This window comes from Treponema sp. OMZ 803 (assembly GCF_024181165.1).
Classification (GTDB): Bacteria; Spirochaetota; Spirochaetia; order Treponematales; family Treponemataceae; genus Treponema.
Window position 1 is genome coordinate 1,343,522 of the sequence record NZ_CP051195.1, and the last position, 16,751, is coordinate 1,360,272.

The 16,751-nt window shown below is 37.5% G+C and carries 21 protein-coding genes; 8 read left to right on the forward strand and 13 right to left on the reverse strand.

The features are described from left to right. Positions 1-45: 45 nt before the first annotated feature. The gene (locus tag ABH09_RS06135; RefSeq protein WP_253715642.1) at positions 46-1,065 is read right to left on the reverse strand and encodes a polyprenyl synthetase family protein; all 1,020 of its coding nucleotides are present in this window, start codon (positions 1,063-1,065) and stop codon (positions 46-48) included. 62 nt (positions 1,066-1,127) lie between these two features. Here ABH09_RS06135 and ABH09_RS06140 point away from each other — a divergent pair, with 62 nt between their 5' ends. The 3 genes from ABH09_RS06140 to ABH09_RS06150 all read left to right on the forward strand — a co-directional run bounded on the left by ABH09_RS06140 (position 1,128) and on the right by ABH09_RS06150 (position 5,897). Further along, positions 1,128-1,730 carry an RlmE family RNA methyltransferase gene (locus tag ABH09_RS06140; RefSeq protein WP_253715643.1) on the forward strand — a complete coding sequence of 201 codons (603 nt, stop codon included), beginning with the start codon at positions 1,128-1,130 and terminating at the stop codon, positions 1,728-1,730. A gap of 90 nt (positions 1,731-1,820) precedes the next feature. Next, positions 1,821-3,899, forward strand: a complete 2,079-nt coding sequence (gene fusA / locus ABH09_RS06145) for an elongation factor G (RefSeq protein WP_253715644.1) — start codon at positions 1,821-1,823, stop codon at positions 3,897-3,899. A gap of 153 nt (positions 3,900-4,052) precedes the next feature. Then, positions 4,053-5,897: a methyl-accepting chemotaxis protein gene (locus tag ABH09_RS06150; protein WP_253715645.1), complete on the forward strand. Its 1,845-nt coding sequence runs from the start codon at positions 4,053-4,055 to the stop codon at positions 5,895-5,897. 122 nt (positions 5,898-6,019) lie between these two features. On the opposite strand, the gene ABH09_RS06155 is transcribed toward ABH09_RS06150, so the two are convergent. The 12 genes from ABH09_RS06155 to ABH09_RS06210 form a co-directional block, all read right to left on the reverse strand. Next, positions 6,020-6,349 (reverse strand): hypothetical protein, encoded by a 330-nt coding sequence (locus ABH09_RS06155; RefSeq protein ID WP_162663478.1) that lies wholly within the window; start codon positions 6,347-6,349, stop codon positions 6,020-6,022. Between the two features lie 9 nt (positions 6,350-6,358). Then, positions 6,359-6,940 carry a hypothetical protein gene (locus ABH09_RS06160; RefSeq protein WP_203232451.1) on the reverse strand — a complete coding sequence of 194 codons (582 nt, stop codon included), beginning with the start codon at positions 6,938-6,940 and terminating at the stop codon, positions 6,359-6,361. Between the two features lie 32 nt (positions 6,941-6,972). Continuing rightward, the gene (locus ABH09_RS06165; protein ID WP_253715646.1) at positions 6,973-7,224 is read right to left on the reverse strand and encodes a hypothetical protein; all 252 of its coding nucleotides are present in this window, start codon (positions 7,222-7,224) and stop codon (positions 6,973-6,975) included. A 177-nt stretch (positions 7,225-7,401) separates the two neighbouring features. Then, positions 7,402-7,800 (reverse strand): immunity 53 family protein, encoded by a 399-nt coding sequence (locus ABH09_RS06170; RefSeq protein ID WP_253715647.1) that lies wholly within the window; start codon positions 7,798-7,800, stop codon positions 7,402-7,404. Positions 7,801-7,965: 165 nt separating this feature from the next. Further along, positions 7,966-8,256 (reverse strand): hypothetical protein, encoded by a 291-nt coding sequence (locus ABH09_RS06175; RefSeq protein WP_253715648.1) that lies wholly within the window; start codon positions 8,254-8,256, stop codon positions 7,966-7,968. A gap of 208 nt (positions 8,257-8,464) precedes the next feature. Further along, a complete protein-coding gene (locus ABH09_RS06180) occupies positions 8,465-8,740 on the reverse strand; it encodes an Imm17 family immunity protein (RefSeq protein ID WP_253715650.1) in 276 nt (91 codons plus the stop codon). Between the two features lie 36 nt (positions 8,741-8,776). Next, complete coding sequence (locus ABH09_RS06185; protein ID WP_253715652.1) at positions 8,777-9,427, reverse strand: DUF4304 domain-containing protein; 651 nt, start codon at positions 9,425-9,427, stop codon at positions 8,777-8,779. Positions 9,428-9,491: 64 nt separating this feature from the next. Then, positions 9,492-9,845, reverse strand: coding sequence for a hypothetical protein (locus tag ABH09_RS06190; protein ID WP_253715653.1), 354 nt, complete (start codon positions 9,843-9,845; stop codon positions 9,492-9,494). A 28-nt stretch (positions 9,846-9,873) separates the two neighbouring features. Then, positions 9,874-10,476, reverse strand: coding sequence for a hypothetical protein (locus ABH09_RS06195; protein WP_253715654.1), 603 nt, complete (start codon positions 10,474-10,476; stop codon positions 9,874-9,876). Positions 10,477-10,552: 76 nt separating this feature from the next. Beyond that, positions 10,553-11,221 (reverse strand): DUF4304 domain-containing protein, encoded by a 669-nt coding sequence (locus ABH09_RS06200; RefSeq protein WP_253715655.1) that lies wholly within the window; start codon positions 11,219-11,221, stop codon positions 10,553-10,555. 125 nt (positions 11,222-11,346) lie between these two features. Then, positions 11,347-11,919: a hypothetical protein gene (locus tag ABH09_RS06205; protein ID WP_253715656.1), complete on the reverse strand. Its 573-nt coding sequence runs from the start codon at positions 11,917-11,919 to the stop codon at positions 11,347-11,349. Positions 11,920-11,929: 10 nt separating this feature from the next. After that, positions 11,930-12,562 carry a hypothetical protein gene (locus tag ABH09_RS06210; protein ID WP_253715657.1) on the reverse strand — a complete coding sequence of 211 codons (633 nt, stop codon included), beginning with the start codon at positions 12,560-12,562 and terminating at the stop codon, positions 11,930-11,932. Positions 12,563-12,958: 396 nt separating this feature from the next. On the opposite strand from ABH09_RS06210, the gene ABH09_RS06215 reads away from it, so the two are divergent. From ABH09_RS06215 to ABH09_RS06235, 5 genes are read left to right on the forward strand one after another with little or no spacing between them, the layout of a single operon-like run. After that, complete coding sequence (locus tag ABH09_RS06215; protein WP_253715658.1) at positions 12,959-13,528, forward strand: hypothetical protein; 570 nt, start codon at positions 12,959-12,961, stop codon at positions 13,526-13,528. A 9-nt stretch (positions 13,529-13,537) separates the two neighbouring features. Next, complete coding sequence (locus ABH09_RS06220) at positions 13,538-14,395, forward strand: LamG domain-containing protein (RefSeq protein WP_253715659.1); 858 nt, start codon at positions 13,538-13,540, stop codon at positions 14,393-14,395. Between the two features lie 20 nt (positions 14,396-14,415). Beyond that, the gene (locus ABH09_RS06225; RefSeq protein ID WP_253715661.1) at positions 14,416-14,955 is read left to right on the forward strand and encodes a hypothetical protein; all 540 of its coding nucleotides are present in this window, start codon (positions 14,416-14,418) and stop codon (positions 14,953-14,955) included. 14 nt (positions 14,956-14,969) lie between these two features. After that, positions 14,970-15,611: a hypothetical protein gene (locus ABH09_RS06230; protein WP_253715662.1), complete on the forward strand. Its 642-nt coding sequence runs from the start codon at positions 14,970-14,972 to the stop codon at positions 15,609-15,611. 48 nt (positions 15,612-15,659) lie between these two features. Next, positions 15,660-16,724, forward strand: a complete 1,065-nt coding sequence (locus ABH09_RS06235) for an ankyrin repeat domain-containing protein (protein ID WP_371922131.1) — start codon at positions 15,660-15,662, stop codon at positions 16,722-16,724. Positions 16,725-16,751: the final 27 nt, after the last annotated feature.

Below are 16,751 nucleotides of genomic sequence, written 5' to 3' on the forward strand. Positions count from 1 at the left end.
GATAATATGCTAATAAAATTCCGGAAATAGAAAAAATTCCAATGCCTATAAATTTTTACCTTGCATCAGATTAAAGAGTCTTTTAAACTTCTCTTTTGCCGCATTGCCGTATCGGGCAGCAAGCTGTTCCAGCGCTAAATCGATGGTTTTCTTTCCCTGCGCTTCCGCATCGGCAATCGAACCGCTTGAGCTCAGCAGTGCTATCGCTTTTTCTATCGCAGGAGAATCGATACCTTCTCGCCGCGCCTGTTCAAAATAAGCGGTAAGAGAGGCCGCATCTTCGGGATGTTTTTCGATATGCAGTATTGCGGGCATACTCTTTTTCCCTTCCACAATATCGTCGCCCCGTTTTTTTCCGGCATTTCCCGTGCTGATATTTTTTACATCATCGAGTATTTGAAAGCCGACGCCGGCTTCTGCAAACAGCGCTGCAAAAACGTTGCTTTCTTCATGTTCTTTTCCTGCAGCGCGCATACCGGTATAGGCGGCAAGCGCAGCGAGCGCTCCGGTCTTTAAGCGGATCATCCGCTCATAATCCTGCCGCGAAGGGAAAAACCCCGCCGTCCGATGCCAGTGGATATCGAGCGCCTGCCCTTCGTGCAAAGCACGGATATGCGCCAGCGCCGCAGCATATAAATCAAGCTTTATGCCGGCAGGAGCCTGATAGTTTTCGAGCGATTGCAATGCCCGAAAGTAAAGCCAGCTGCCCGAATTGAGCGCCGAATCGAGCCCGTAGGCCACGTGAGCGGCAGGCTGTCCGCGGCGCAGTTCGGAATTGTCTTCTATATCATCATGAATAAGGCTTGCCGTATGGATTCCTTCGATAAGCGGCGCAAGCGTGTAAATGTCATCACCGCTGCCCCCTGCAAGCCGATAGGCAAGAACCGCAAGCAGCGGTCTCCAGCGTTTCCCGCCGCCGGACACCAATGAGGCGCATGGAGCGGATAAAAGTGCAATAGGATTTTGTTCCAAATCGTCGCTCGATATATCGGATGTATCGGGTAGAAATGCAGTGCGCAAAGCGCCTTCAATCTTTTCAAGCCGTTGCTTAAATTCATCATTCATACTACTATTATACCTCATATTTTATTGATAGAGAACTACTCTAGCAAAGTGCAAAGGAACAGATGGGAAATCAGTATCGGGAACCGGACTATTGGTCGCGGAAGGCTTTTGCGGAAGGCTATCCTGCGCGGTCGGTCTATAAATTAGAAGAAATGCAAAAGAAATTTAACCTGTTTGGGAAAAACGACAGCGTGCTTGACCTCGGTGCCGCGCCGGGGAGCTGGACAACATTTTTACTGCGGTTTCTTTCTCCGGAAGGGCGCGTCTGTGCAGTGGATTTGCAGCCGCTTTCAGAGTCGATACGGGATCCGCGGCTTTCGTTTTTCCAAGGAGATCTGACAGCGGCGGCCATGGCTGTTGCGGTAAAAAACTGCGGCCCCTACCGTTCCGTTATCTGCGACGCGGCGCCCGCCACCACCGGTAATAAAATCGTCGATACCGCCCGCTCCGCCGCTCTTGTCGATATGGCGCTTTACTATGCCGAAACGCAGCTTGAAGCTCACGGCAGCTTTGTTGTTAAAATCTTTCAAGGCGGCAGCGAACAGCAGTACTTGCAACAAATGCGAAAATTATTTAAAACCGCCCGAGCTTTTAAACCGGAAGCATGCCGCAGCAGCAGCTTCGAAACCTACCTGCTCGGCCTAGACTTTAAAAGCCGTGGGTAAGTTCTCGATTATTTCCTTGACAATACCTACAACTAGCCCTTACAATATATAATATAGAATACTTTTTAACATCTTATGAGGAGCTTCGTGATGGGAATTGGAACAGAGAACATAAGAACGATTGCGATTGCAGGGCACGGACAGTCCGGCAAAACAACGCTTATTGAAAATCTTGCGGCAGTAACGGGTACAATTGCACGGGCGGAGCCGGTTGCAGGCGGTAAAACGGTTAGCGACTACACCCCCGAAGAAATAGAGCGAAAAATTTCGATATATTCGGCGCTGGTATCAACAAATTGGAACGATACGGTGATCAATTTCTGGGATACTCCCGGCTCTTCGGACTTTATGGGCGAAGTTATCGCGGCTTTCCGGTCGGCAGAAACGGGTTTAATGGTACTCGATGCAAAATCTGGAGTGCAGATTGAAACCATCAAATACTGGCGAGACCTTGACCGCCGAAATAAACCCCGCTTGGTTTTTGTCAATAAGATGGACGAAGAGCGCGCCGACTTTAATCATGCGATGCAGGATGTCAAAACCCAATTCAACGCTGATGTATTTGCCGTTACCTTTCCGATCGGAAAAGGTAACGATCTTGCAGGGATCGTCGATGTCCTGCACGGTGTTGCTTATCAAACAGATTCAAACGGTAAAGAAAAGGAAATACCTATTCCCGATTCGGAAAAAAAGCGATACGAAGAAATGCGCGAGGTACTTGCAGGAGCTGCAGCGGAAGGCGATGAAGATTTATTAGTAAAATTTATCGACGAAGGTGAACTCAGCAGTGACGAAATTGCGAAGGGGCTCACGCTCGCGATGAAGAACAATAGAATTGTGCCGATCTTTGCCGGAGCCGCACAAATGGGACTCGGTTTAACAGCGCTTTTACGCTTTATCACGGAGATTTTACCCTCTCCGGCCGGTTGTTTGGAACGTGCGGTAAAAGGCGAAGAGGAGTGTACCGTCAAAATCGATCCGGAGCCCGCATTCTCCGGCTTTATCGTTAAAACTGCAAACGACCAGTTTTCGGGACGGCTTTCGTACATCAAAGTTATTACCGGCACGCTCGTGTCGGATGCAGAAGTATATAACATTAACGAACAAAAGAAAGAGCGAGTCGGTAAGTTATATCGCGCTGTTGGAAAGAAACTGACCGAAGTAAAAGAGCTTGTAGCCGGAGATGTCGGCGTTGCGGTTAAACTCGCGGCAGCAAAAACCAACGATACCCTTGCCGCCTCTCAAGATTGCCCGCCGTTTGTAAAACTGCGCAATCCCGATCCTATCTATTCAATTGCAGTTGCAGCCGTCGATAAGAAAAATGACGACAAACTCGGCGAGCAGTTACTCCGCGCCTGCGAGGAAGACATGACGCTCTCTTTTGTCTACAACCCTGAAACAAAGCAGAATGTATTTTCCGGCATGGGAGACTTGCATACCTCCATTGTGCTTGACCGCATCAAAAAACAGACAAAGATTGAAGTACAAACCTCCATCCCCCGCATTGCCTATCGTGAAACCATCCGGCAAAAAGCACAGGCGGAATATACGCATAAAAAACAGTCGGGCGGACACGGACAGTTCGGACGGGTCGTCTTGGCAATTGAACCGTTGGAACGTGGTGCCAAATACAGCTTTACCAATGCGGTATTCGGCGGTGCGATTTCCAAGGGCTACATTCCCGGTGTTGAAAAGGGTGTAAAAGAAGCGATGGAAAACGGCGTCATGGCGGGCTATCCCGTTGTCGATGTCGGTACGACGGTGTTGGACGGTAAAGAGCATCCGGTAGACTCATCGGAAATGGCCTTTAAGATCGCCGCCCGAAACGCATTCAAAAATGCAATGCGTAACGCAGGCCCTATCCTTCTGGAACCGATTATGAATTTAACGGTCTATGTGGAAACGGCCTACCTCGGCGATATTATGAGTGATCTATCTTCACGCCGCGGACGCATTCTCGGACAGTCTCAACTTGCAAACGGTATTGAAGAAATCCGTGCACAGGTACCGCATAAAGAACTGCTCCGTTACGCTATCGATTTACGGTCGATGACCAGCGGTACCGGCTCTTTCGAAATGTCGTTTGATCATTACGACCCAATATCCGGTAAAATTGCCGATGAAGTAGTTGCCGCTGCCAAGGCATTTATCGAAGAACAAGAGGAGTAATATTTCTAGCTGTAATACTTAAAATTAAGTCATTGATATATAAAAACTTAATTTTAAGTTTGTTGAGGATGTTCTGAAAGATAGAAACTTTTGGGACATCCCCGTTTCCACCATATAAAAAAGTTGGCACATATACACAGAAAGGAGAATATTATGGCAGAAACAACAGCAAGTCCGGAGTATCAAAATCCCCCTAAACAAATTCTTATTCTCGATTTATGTACTAATCTCGGATGGATAGCAGCTAATTTTATTACTTCACCTTTTATCGGCAGTACCGGTAGTTTAAACGGTGTTATCAGGACAAAAGCTTTCATTATCGGTTTAATTCTTGCGTTCATCAATCCTGTTATAAAACAACACCTATTATTTCCGTCGATCATTAATTGGAAGGAAAATCCTCATAAGGCAAAAAAATGCATTACACTCTATGAACAATTATTACTGATATTTCCGGTTCTTATAGCGATTACTGTTCCGTTCTTTATTTCGCTTGAAATGGGTTTGCTGCAAAGCACTGGAATCTTTTTATCCGCGATGTTCAGCACAATCGGTAATATCTTATTAATCGGTGGTTTATTCTGCGCATATACGGTAAGGAGTTTTGAAAAATGGGTTCTATTCGTACCGGTCGATGAGGAAAGCCTTACGCTCTCTATGTTGAAACGAGTAGTATTCGTAAGCATCGCATGTATTGTAGCAATCGTTCTACTCGTCCTTTCACCACTTGTACGATATCAACAACATGATACCCATGTTAAGTTGATTACCGCAGCTTTACCTCTTTTTATATATGGCTTATTTTTTTCAGTATTTAATTTGCTAACAATTATACGCTCATTTGGAAGAAGAATATCGCTGATTCAACAAATTGTTAGGAAATTGGCAAACGGAGATTACCGACAAGAGATGCTTACGGCATGGACACGGGATGAAATATCTCTTTTACTATTGGACTTTAATAGATTGCTCTCATTTAATAAGACTTTCTTAAACGAGCTGAATGAAAGTGTTGCCGTTTCAACCCACACAGCGGAAGCGCTTTCTTCTAACATGAAGATAACCTCTAAAGCCGCCGAGAAAATCGGTGAAAGCGTATCTTTTGTGCGGGAGCGTATCAAAGAGCAGTCGAGCGGCGTTTTAGAGATGCAGGAAAACTTGCAGCAAGCGATAGAAAATATCGAAGATCTTGATAACAGTATTGAAACACAATCAACTTCCATCGGTCAAGTCGTTTTTGTTATTGAACGAATGGTTTTCGATATTCAATCGGTTACCCATACGATAGAAAATACCGTCGATTCGATTAAGCATTTAAATAGTGCAGCCGATGCCGGTAATGCAGCGGTCTCGAACGCCCATACGATTGTGAAAAATATTAGCGATCAATCTGAAGGATTACTGGAAGCAAGTAACGTCATTCAGCATATTGCAAGCCAAACCAATTTACTTGCAATGAATGCTGCTATCGAGGCTGCTCATGCGGGGGATGTTGGTAAGGGGTTTGCAGTTGTCGCCGACGAAATCAGGAAACTTGCCGAGGAATCAAGTACGCAAGGGAAGACTATTACTGCGGTGTTAAAAACACTGAAGGAAAAAATTGAAGCATTGAATTCGGTTGCGGAAGAAACTGCTATTCAGTTTGCAGAAATTATGCGGCAGCTCTCAACGGTTAATAGCGGCAGTAATACCATTATGGAATCGGTAACGAAACAAAATGACGGTAATACGCAAGTGCTTGAATCCGTTAAAGAAGTCAATGCTATAACGGCGCGGGTTAAGGAGAGCTCCTTACAAATACGTTCGGGTAATACGGAAGTCGGTAAAGAGATGGCAAGGTTGGTAGAAATTACTCAAAATATCGATAACACGATCAGCAGTGTAAGCGGTGACACGGAACAGATTAGAAAAGTTATCGATGAGGTAAGCGATAGCAGTGCGCGGAATCGAAAAGCAGCGCAGAGCGTCATGAAGTATCTGAGCCAGCTTTCGCTGTAATTTTAAAAGATACATAGGGAGTTTCTATTGCACACGCATAATGGAAAATGTGCTTGAGAAGCTCCCCGCTTCATTAGTATAAAAGCAGTCAAATTAACGGAAGAGACTGTTTGCCGATACGTTTATCGCAAAAAAAAGACAAACAGTACGATTATAAAAATACCGAATAGGATAAGGCAGATTCCGAGTAGTACGGCGAGCCCTCTGCCGGCCTCTTCATTGACACGACTCACTCGGGTTTCGGGATCTACAAGAACTCCGAGTCCCCATATCATACACCCGATACCGAAGCTGACCATTTGCAGATCCAATACACCGTCCGGTACTCCCAATATTTTTGTGATTGGTATTTCCAAAAAAGACATAACCACAATCGAAAAAATGTAGATAATCAGTCCCGTAATCTTGAGTCCTGTCCCTATCGTATGCCTTGTGCGTGTGGTTTTTTTCATACTAAAAACTTATTTCCAAAATCCTAATATTTCAAAATCTTCACAGTTAAATGCGGTAATTTTATCCCAATCTCTTTTTAAGATGATATCATCGACTTGTGCCGCTGTATATAATTCATCTAATGACTTGTAATTATATTCTCCACTTGATTTTTTATCATTACTGCCGCATCTCTGAAAGGAGCAATGGTCTTTGTAGATAATAATCATATACTCTTCGGGGTTATCTGCAAAAAATATGTGTAATTCGGCTTCGCAGTGGTACTCATCTATGCTTTTTAATAATAAGGTTTTAATCTCTTCAAAAGTAAATTCAGCCGCACTGTTTGTTTTTTCAATCCACACGATATTTTCTTTTGAGTTTTCTGCTATTATTTTACATTCTTCTACCGTGTCAAAAAAATAATCACTAACTGTGTTGAATTTTTCATCACAGAAAAACAAATAAAAACCTTGCTCATTTGCATAACTGCAAATTGCAAGATGTTTTATATCGAGAGTTTTCTTTCCGTCATTGCAGTCGACGGTACCAAAATCATCTTTTTTTGTATAGTATTTAACCTTTGCACCGTCTAAATAATTTGGGAACACTTTTTACCCCTATTAACTATATTATGTGTTGTCTATTCAAATCCCATTAAAAGACCATACATTTCATCTTTTACAGTCTTTGACTTCTCCAAGTCTTTTTCTGAAAGCTTTTGAGCAGTTTTTGAAAGTACATATATGCAGTCGATACAAATTTCAAATGCTCTCATCGGTACAGCTCCATTTTTCTTCCATTGCTTAAATCTTTCATTTAATTTTTCAAAGAATATATTATATAAGTCTTCATCAAAAAATCCGTTTTTCTGTTTAGAAACACATCTACCCAAGCATTTGGATCTTTGACATACCCATACAATGTTGGGTTTCCGCCCGCCAACCCTATTGGGTCTTGACTTATATATGCGCTCCTGTACTTGGGACATAGTACCTAAACCTATTTGTATACTAATTTCGTCTCGCGATCAAGATATTGTCCTTGATATAGAAACGATATGAAAATCCCGTCAACTTTTATTTTCCAATGATTTTGATACAGAATCTATTATTTCTTTTATTCTTTGAGATGAAAGTATTCCAATACCTCTTTTCTCTATTTCTTCTAATTCTTCGATAATTGCCCTAAAAGAGTGAAGTATCTGATTCAGCTTGTTGATATCCCCAAAAATCTCAATGTAGACATAAGTTTTAGCAATTATTCTTATTTCGAAATCTATCCAATCTTCATCATTGTCCCTGCCCAAAGGCTCGCTTGCTTTTAAAAAATCGCCATAATTACTTATATCAGCCCTTAAAATCCAGCCAGGATTATCTAACATACCAATAGAAATACCCTGCTCGTGTTCCCAATCGCCATCAATTTGCGTTTTTGTCCAGTCTTGTAACCAATCTACTATACTACGCATATCCTATCCTTTTTTGCCTGAATGGTATGAAAGTACGTTTTCCTTTTATATTTTTCAGTCTACCATAAATGTCGTTATTTGAAGAATATCTCTTTGCCGTCGGGGCTTTTAACGCTTCGTAGAGAGCTGTTACCGTTCCACTCGTGACTGTAACGATAGTGGAGATTATTTCTTTCCTAATACATCTGTTAATTTTAACTTCCAATCTGTGTCCCATCTATTTTCGATTACTTTTGAGTAATTCTTTATATGATAGTAATCATCAACGTCTTTATGGTAAAGGAAACAATTATCAACACTATTAATTATCCATTTTAAAATCCCAATTTCCTTGATATTTAATTTATTGAATAAGACATAATTGATAAGTTCCATTATTTTATCAGTATCAAAATATTGCTCTTCAAACAATTTATAACAAAAAGTATCTTCTATATCATCATCTTTATTTTTCATAATCAGACTATTGTCCTCGACACTCTGTTCTCTTTTTTGCTTTTTTAGTCTTTTTTTCATTTAAACTACCATCAAGATTTGTTATCGCTTTTGATTTATCATTACTATCAAAATACCTCCCATACAATGTTGGGTTTCCGCTCTTTAATTGCTTCCATTCATCATACCGTTTGTTTATGCCCCTCTTTTAGCGACGCTTTTTTCATTTTTATTTAAACACACCATAAATAAAAATACCTCCGACAACAGCAAAGAAAATACCGCCTACAAAACCTATTATGCGGGCAACAGGACGGCCAAAATAACGACTTATCTGTCCCATTCCCCATTTACTTTGATAGTGAGCGTCCGGTGCATACAGCCAATCCCAATCTCTGATGGCGCCTATAATGAGGCAAACTCCGAAAACAAAAACCACAACCGCTATTATTTTTCTGAAAATAGCAGGGTTATTTTTTATCCATTTCTCAATACGCTCGTCCATAGTTTACCTCCTCCTCCCGTCCCATTTTTCTAAAGATTATTGAATAATCTCTAAACCATGTAAATATGCAAATTTGATTAAACTTGCACCGTAAAAGTCTTCAAAATGCAAATCGATGTTTTCTTTTGGAATTTCTTTTAATGAGTTATAAAACGAAATATATTTTTTCTTTAACTTATCTTCTTTGATAACTTTATTAAAGTATCTTTCAGCCGGCTCTTTGCCGCCAAAATAGTAGATATAGTAGAGCAAAGCATACCCTTTTAATGAGCCGTTTAAAATTCTTTCGATATTTTTATTTGTATCTTCAAAGTCTGCAAATAAAGGCATAATGTGTTTATGTAATAATCCCGTAATTTGCGTTACGGTATCTTTATAGCTTGCTCCGGCCAACTGCCACCAAGCACCCGCTTTTCTTCCGACTAAAGAACTAAGCTCTCCGCCGTAAATAATTCCCTCACCGGTTATGCCTGCTTTTTTCATAGCCTTTGAATAAATGTTGATATGCGGGATAAACTCAACATTAGATTCACAATTGTATCTATTGGCCTGAAAATATATTTCAAAGATAATGTCTTTGTTATTTGCAATTTTTCGTAAAGTCTTTCCTTTACCTAACACTTTAAAGTCGGGGAAATTGCGTGCTATTTCTTGCCATGCTTTTTCGCAAAGTTCTCTTGGTTTCATAACTTCCTCCTAAAAACTCATTTTCGTCATCTTTTTTTTGTATAGTATTTAATCTTTGAACCGTCTAAATAATTTGGGAACACTTTTTACCCCTATTAACTATATTATATAAGTCTTCATCAAAAAATCCGTTTTTCTGTTTAGACACAAACTGAATGTATGCTTCTCTTAATTCCTCTTCTTGTTCCGTCTTTTCATTTTGGAGAACTGATTTTTCATATTTATTCTCACTATTAAGATAATATTGTTTTTGTATTTCTTCTTTTTTTCTACTTTGAAGATAACCTATATTCCTTAAAATTTCTTGACTACAATCCAAACCAAACACATCTACCCAAGCATTTGGATTTTTGACATACCCATACAATGTTGGGTTTCCACCCGCCAATGTTCCACCAAAGGCTAAAAAAGAAAACAAAAAACGCCTCGATTGAAACGCGTGTGAATTATATAATTTCACCCATTTCTAAGAATACAACATTTTCATAATTGTTGTTTTTACAAAACTCTTTTACTCGTTCTGTACACAATAAAAAACCAGAGTTTGTAAGGGTAAAGAAGTCAAAGTCACCGATTGCATCAGAACTAAAAAACAATCCTTTTCCTTGCTCTCTTGGAATAATGACATCGCCTCTTAAATCTGCAACTCCTATTATTTCTTCTATCCCCCGTTCACTCCTTATTATCGTACTTTTAGGAAGACAGTCGAAACTTATCGGACTAAAAAAAGCGGTTAAGGGAATAGCTTCCTTGGGTAGCCATTTTAAACGTCTGATGTCTTTTGCGTTTAACTCTTTATCTGTTTTATTGTATCTCAATTCCACACTTTTCAGCTCTTTGAAATTTTCTTTTAACAATTTAAAAATCGAGTTCTTACAGACATTTATCGCATAGCAAAAAACAAAATCACCAATTTTATCTCCACCGCTACACCAATCATCCCACCAAACATCCAAAACATCAACTTCTTTAATGTTTTGTTTATTACTTGGTCGAAGAATAGCAAAACTATCTTTTCCCGCATAGCTCGTTATATTATATATTTTCATTTTTTACACTTCAGTTTATATTTATCTATTCTAAATTTTTTTGTTAATTTATCCCTTATATTCAATATATCGGATATCACTTCAATCGCAATCCCTGCAAATACGCCATTTTAAATTCCCCGACTCCGACAAATTCATTATATTTAGGATTGATTTCATTTTCATTCATATTCAATAAGGTATTATATAATTTCATATATTGCCCTTTGTACCGGCTTTGGTTTATCCTCGTTTGGAATACCCGCTCTGCCGTTTCTTTTCCTCCAAATACAAGAAAATATGATAATGAAATATCCAAGTCCTGCTTGATGCTGTATTCGATAATTTCGTCCGGCGATTTACAAAAGACATCGAACAACGGAAGTACCGTATCGGTAAGGGCTTTTTGTATTTCAGAAACTGTCCGTACATAATTGGTTTTTGCAAGATCCCATGTTTTATATTCAGGACCGAGGATATAGCAAAGCTGTTTTCCCCAAACTATTCCGGTGCAATATTCGTTTTTATAGGCTTTAATATCAAATATTTTTACGGCTTTTGAATACACAGTGATATGCGGAATGATGGTAACGGAATTTTCATCATTATAGTGTGAGGATTGAAAATACAGCTGCAACGTAATATCCTTATTCGGTCTTTTCGAAACGGTTTGTCCTTTTTGAGCCGCTTTAAATCCATGCGGAATTAAGACCTCCGCTATCTCGTTGCAGCCCTTTAAAAACAATGCCCTCGGTTTTTCACTCATAAAATACACCCTCTATATCGTTCAATATATGTACCGATACTTTTAAACTTTATCATACTCATGGTCCGTCCGTGCTATACTCAACAACACAGCTAAAACATTACCGGTTTTGATTAGAATAATCACTAAACGCTCGTAAAATCTGAAAATTGAGCTATATTTTTTAGAAATATATCGTCATAGTGAACTTCCGTATTTTTGATGCGTATAAATCCAAAGCCTGTATCATCATGAGGATAAGCAATAAATCCTAATTCATCAAAAACAAAAAAACAATGCCCGTCAATTCCTTCATCCATCATCATTAATAAAGAGAACATAGATATAATATCATAATCCGTAGTGAGAAATTTTTTGAATCCTAAAGATAAGCAATTATCATTATCATAAATAGAAGCGCTAATTGTTTCTATATATCCAAAATCAATTAAATACTTTTCTATGTATTTTATGTAATTGTTTATATTGCTCTTATTTAGATTATATTCTTTTACTTTGAAAATATTAGAAACTATAATTATATTATTTGTATGTTTTCTAAAAAAATGCATAAAATAACCGACTATTTTATTTGCACGAAAAATAGTGAAAGGTTTATTTCTTTTGCAATATCCTTTCCAACCTTTGCTGTCGGTATAAGAATTTAAATTTACCCATTCTTGAATATTAAAATTTGAGTTATCCATTATCGTGTTCATCTATCTACTTTTAAACCTCCAGTTTTTGATAATACTTCTCTAATTGTTTTATATTCCGTGCTCTTTTTAAAGAATCGACATCATTTTTATCCGTATATGTCAGCCATTTATTATATAAGTCATATAAAATTTTCTGTCCGGTTTCGGTTAAATCGAGATTCGTATATAAGAGTTTTATAATTCGGCCTTCTCTGTCTACAGGATTTTCCTTTATCAGCTTTTTTTTATAGGCAAAATTAAGAAATGTAAGATTTTCTTCATATAGTTTATAAATGGTTTCGGGATAGCCTCTATAACTTTGAAATAAAAATCCTATATCAATGACAATTTCTTTTAGAAAATATAATTCATGATAGACATAATGTATGATCTTTTCAAGGTTCTCCTTATCTTCAAGATTTGTAACTTCAATAAATTGATAATACTTCCAATTAAATAAATTTACCGTTTTAAAACAAGGCAGTATATTTTCCGTTTTTTCAAAAGTTGGCGCATAAAGGACATAAAACTTTTCCTGATACAGCACACCGATTCGTTTCCCCGACACAAGTACAATATACTCTTCAAAAATAGCTTCCAGTGAAAAATTATTTATTCCTTTGCATTGTTTTTCCATATATTGAGCAAATTTTTTAGTGGTCATTTATTTTCTCTCTCCTAATCCGAACATAAGCCATATCCGGTTCTAATGTATCAAATTATACATGATTTTACGGTATTTTTCTATCCTTTAAAAAGCGTAAAAACAGCTGTTCTTATTATAGAAAAAAACGATTAAAAATGATATAATATAAACAATATTTAATTGGTGAAGGGCTTTTACATGGCAAAAGAAACAAATACTTTAGAAACTGATGTTTCTTTAACTGTTGCATTTTAAGGAAGGTTTATTTTCAGCCGCTAAAATGGCGCGGCTGAAAAACACGTCAAGTTTGCTTTGTGCAAACTTGCGGATTATATGTGCGCATTCTGCGCACGAATGCAACAGTCTCCAAAATTGATATTTTGTTCGACTGTTGCATTTTAAGGAAGGTATGAAATGGCACGATACGAACTTGGCGCAATTTACGAAATAGATGCAGGCGAAAAATCCTATTATGCCCGCCTTTTAAATTGTGATTTATATGGAGTATTCGCCCCCCTTTCCGGTGAAATATCCGAAGAAGCATTTGAAAATACACCATATCGCCTGTATATTTCTACCGGTAGCTATGCAGTAAAACGAGGCTTTTGGAAAAAGCTTTTTCCTTCGCCCGATAAAACGGATATTGAACGCTGGAGCCGCCCTCTGCATTTAGTTGTATTTACACCTTGGGACATTGAGGGGGCACTCAACCGTCGAACTTCATTTGACAAATACGGCCATACTGAAATACTTGATGAAAAAACATATATTCAATGCCTTAAACAGGGCTTTATTTCAATCATTCAACCTATGTACGAAAAAATCCCTCAGTTCCTCAATAATTATTACGATGATTGGCCTGCAAGTGAAATTTACAGCGACGTTCTAACAGGAATCGGCGCGGCAGAATATCAACAAAAACAAATGAGCAATTTAAAGAAATTGGGATTTGATATTTATGAATATCAGCATAAGAGGGGCTAGGTAAAAACCATGGTAAAAGCATATCCGTTAATATTGGAAAATACGACCTTTGTAAGCCATTGTATAGTCGGAATATATCCGCTAAAAGATAAAATAGCGGTTGTTCACTGTGCTTTCAATCATGCCGATAAAGAAAAAAATAGTGCAGAAAAGTGCATACGGACTTATATCCTGCTCGATGTTTTTTCTAAAGATTTTACCGAGCATACTAAGAGCCATCTTATATATCATCAAGAAGAAATTGTCTATCAAAGAGATGCGGCTTGTTATATAAAAGATGGTAGATTCTTATTGAATACTAGAAAGTATAAAGGTCTTGATTCTTCAATATCAAAGCTGATAGAAATATCCGATACTAATCTCGTTGAACTCGGAAAATCACCTGAACCTATTGATAAAATATATAATGACGGTAAAACATATTACTTTGATGAATCTGAAATATATATGTTTTCACAATATATAATGGCATGTAAAAATAGTAAATCAAAAGAAATAATATGGAAGCTGAAATTAGGTTCATATCTTTATACTGAAGTAAAAGAAGAAAATGGTGTGTTATATTTTGGAACCGCCGGGCACGGAGGGAAGTTTTTTGCCGTGAATATAGATGACGGCAGTCTCCTTTATAGTTATAAAACAGGCGGAACTGAAAACTTTATACAGTATAAGGATTACATCTTGCTTGCCGATATAAAAAACAAGCCAATATTGTTAAATAAAAAAAACGGTACGGAATTTAAAAAAATAGATTTTAATAATTTTCAAATTACAGCAGATCAACAAATGATTGTAATTGATGATACTTTGTACACAATAGCTTTTAATGATAATACAGTTTATGCGGTATGCACTGATTTAGTATAATTAATATAAGGAGAAATAAAATGCTTACATTGAAAGAATTAATTAAAAATCAAAAAAATTTTAATGAAAGCTTCTTTGTGGAAGTTTCGAGTAAACTATGGAAAATCGGAGAAATAGAAGAAATTAAAAATCAAACCGATGAGGATTTATTCCTTTTTCATATTGCCGTTAACATCATCGGAAATTGGAAGGGAGATGGTTGGTGGGAATTTATCTGTAATTATCCGCAGCTTATCCGTTATGTTCCTGACACATTGGCAGTATTAAAATTATCCGATATGAAAACAGCTTTTGAAAACGTGATAAAATGTTTCCCTGAAAATACGGTTTTTGAATATTCGAGCACCTATGTAGATACGGTCAATTTTCTTCAAAATGTCAGATTCAAAATAAGCGATACATATTTAAATTCGATTCCTGCAGATAAGAGAAAAGAAATGTCCGAGGCGTTACATAAAAGCATTGACGACCTTGAATCCTTGACGGATAAACGCTGGGCTTATGATGCAAAAGATGACGGCTGGTCGGATGTAATTAATTTTATCGGAGAAAAGGAATAACAGAGAAAATGATAATGCAGTATATCGGAGAATTAACAACATACGGTTACGGAATGGCTATTATTCCTATTGATTTGCTTACAGAATATCTTGCTTCAAAAAAATGCAGGGCAAAGAAGCTTTTAAGCTATCTGCAAAAGAACTTCGAGCTTTTTCTGGAGCTTGTAGAAAAAGGCAAGCTTGTCCCATTTTATCGTATCAATTCTTTTGAATATCATATATTCGCCTCTATAAATGAAGAAACTGTCATACCTAAAGAATTTAAAGAAATATGCAAGTTTGAAAAATTTTATCTTGAAGTGGGCGATTTAAATAAAATATGTTTTTCCTGCTTCGATGATTTGGACTATGATTTTGAAAATATCAAAAAAAATATTACAGATCACACGGAATATATTAAAACCGGTCCGAAAGAAATTATGGAGCCGTATAATTATCGTTTAGGTTTTGATATACCCAAAGGAAAATATGAATTCGATCTTATAGGCTTGGAAAAAATAGAGAAAACTGAAAGAGAAACCAAGAATTATGGTTATGCTTTTGTGTTCAAAAAGAATGAAAATGCCGTAAATAATAATTTGACAAAATGTGATAATGAAGATGATACTTATAAATTTAATGTACCGAAAAAAATACATGAATTATTTAAAGATTAAAAGAGAGGTGTTTAACACTTCGAGAAATAGGTAAACAAGGATTTAATTATGATAACAATCGGAAACATCGGAAGATTTGAATCTATACCGCAAATTTTAAACGATGTACTAAATGAAAATATTTTTGCATTGGAAGAACATCTATTAAACGGGTGGAAGCTTAATAAAGCAATCAGAGTCGGCAAATACACCGAACTCTCTCCTTTGGATTTTGCATTGATAATGGAAAAATCTCAATCTATAAAATGGCTGACGGAAAAAGGAGCAAACCTTAATGCAAAGGAGCATCCAAGTTTTCTTCTAGCAGTGAGATATTGTAATGAAGAGGTAATAAGGTTTCTTGTTTCCCATGGTGCAAAGATAGATGTAGTAAACAACGTAGGTTCGGAAGCATTTTTAGAAGCATACTATGGTAAACGCTTTGTCAATTTTTCGATTATACAAGAACTTGGGCATACCGCGGCTAAATACGGCGGACAGCTCTTTCGTCACGCGGTTTCTGACCGTAATTATAAAATTCTGGAATTTCTAATTGAACACGGAGCAGATATTAATTACAATAAGTCCAATATGGTATATTCCGATCAATCGACTCCGTTGTGTGTAGCTGCAAGATATGTTGATTTGGAAATGTGTAAATTTTTAGTGAAGCATGGAGCGGACGTTACGATTGCCGAAAAAGACGGAATGCGTCCATATAGTATAGCCTTGGAAAAAGGTGATGAGGAAATGGCGGAATATTTTAAATCATTAGAGCCTTCTGAGTTTCATCAAACGCAAAATAAATTGGATGAATTAAAACCGTATAAATTACCAAAGAAAATAATTGAATTTTTAACCGGTGAAAACCTACACTTTGATTTAGCGGATTCCGACTTTGGATATATCGAGTTCTTCAAACTGATTGATACTATTCCATTTAAATTCGGCCGACAAAAATTATTAAGACTTTCCCGCTCTCTCGGAGATTACAGTCATATTTATATTGTATGGAATCCGAAAACAAAAAAAATTGCAAGCTATGATATGGAGCATGAAGAGCTCATCGATTTGGCAGTCTTTGATGATTTTATAGAAAATATGACAAAGTATATGAACCGGATTTTGGAATAATAACTGATAATGAGAAAAAAGCTTAAT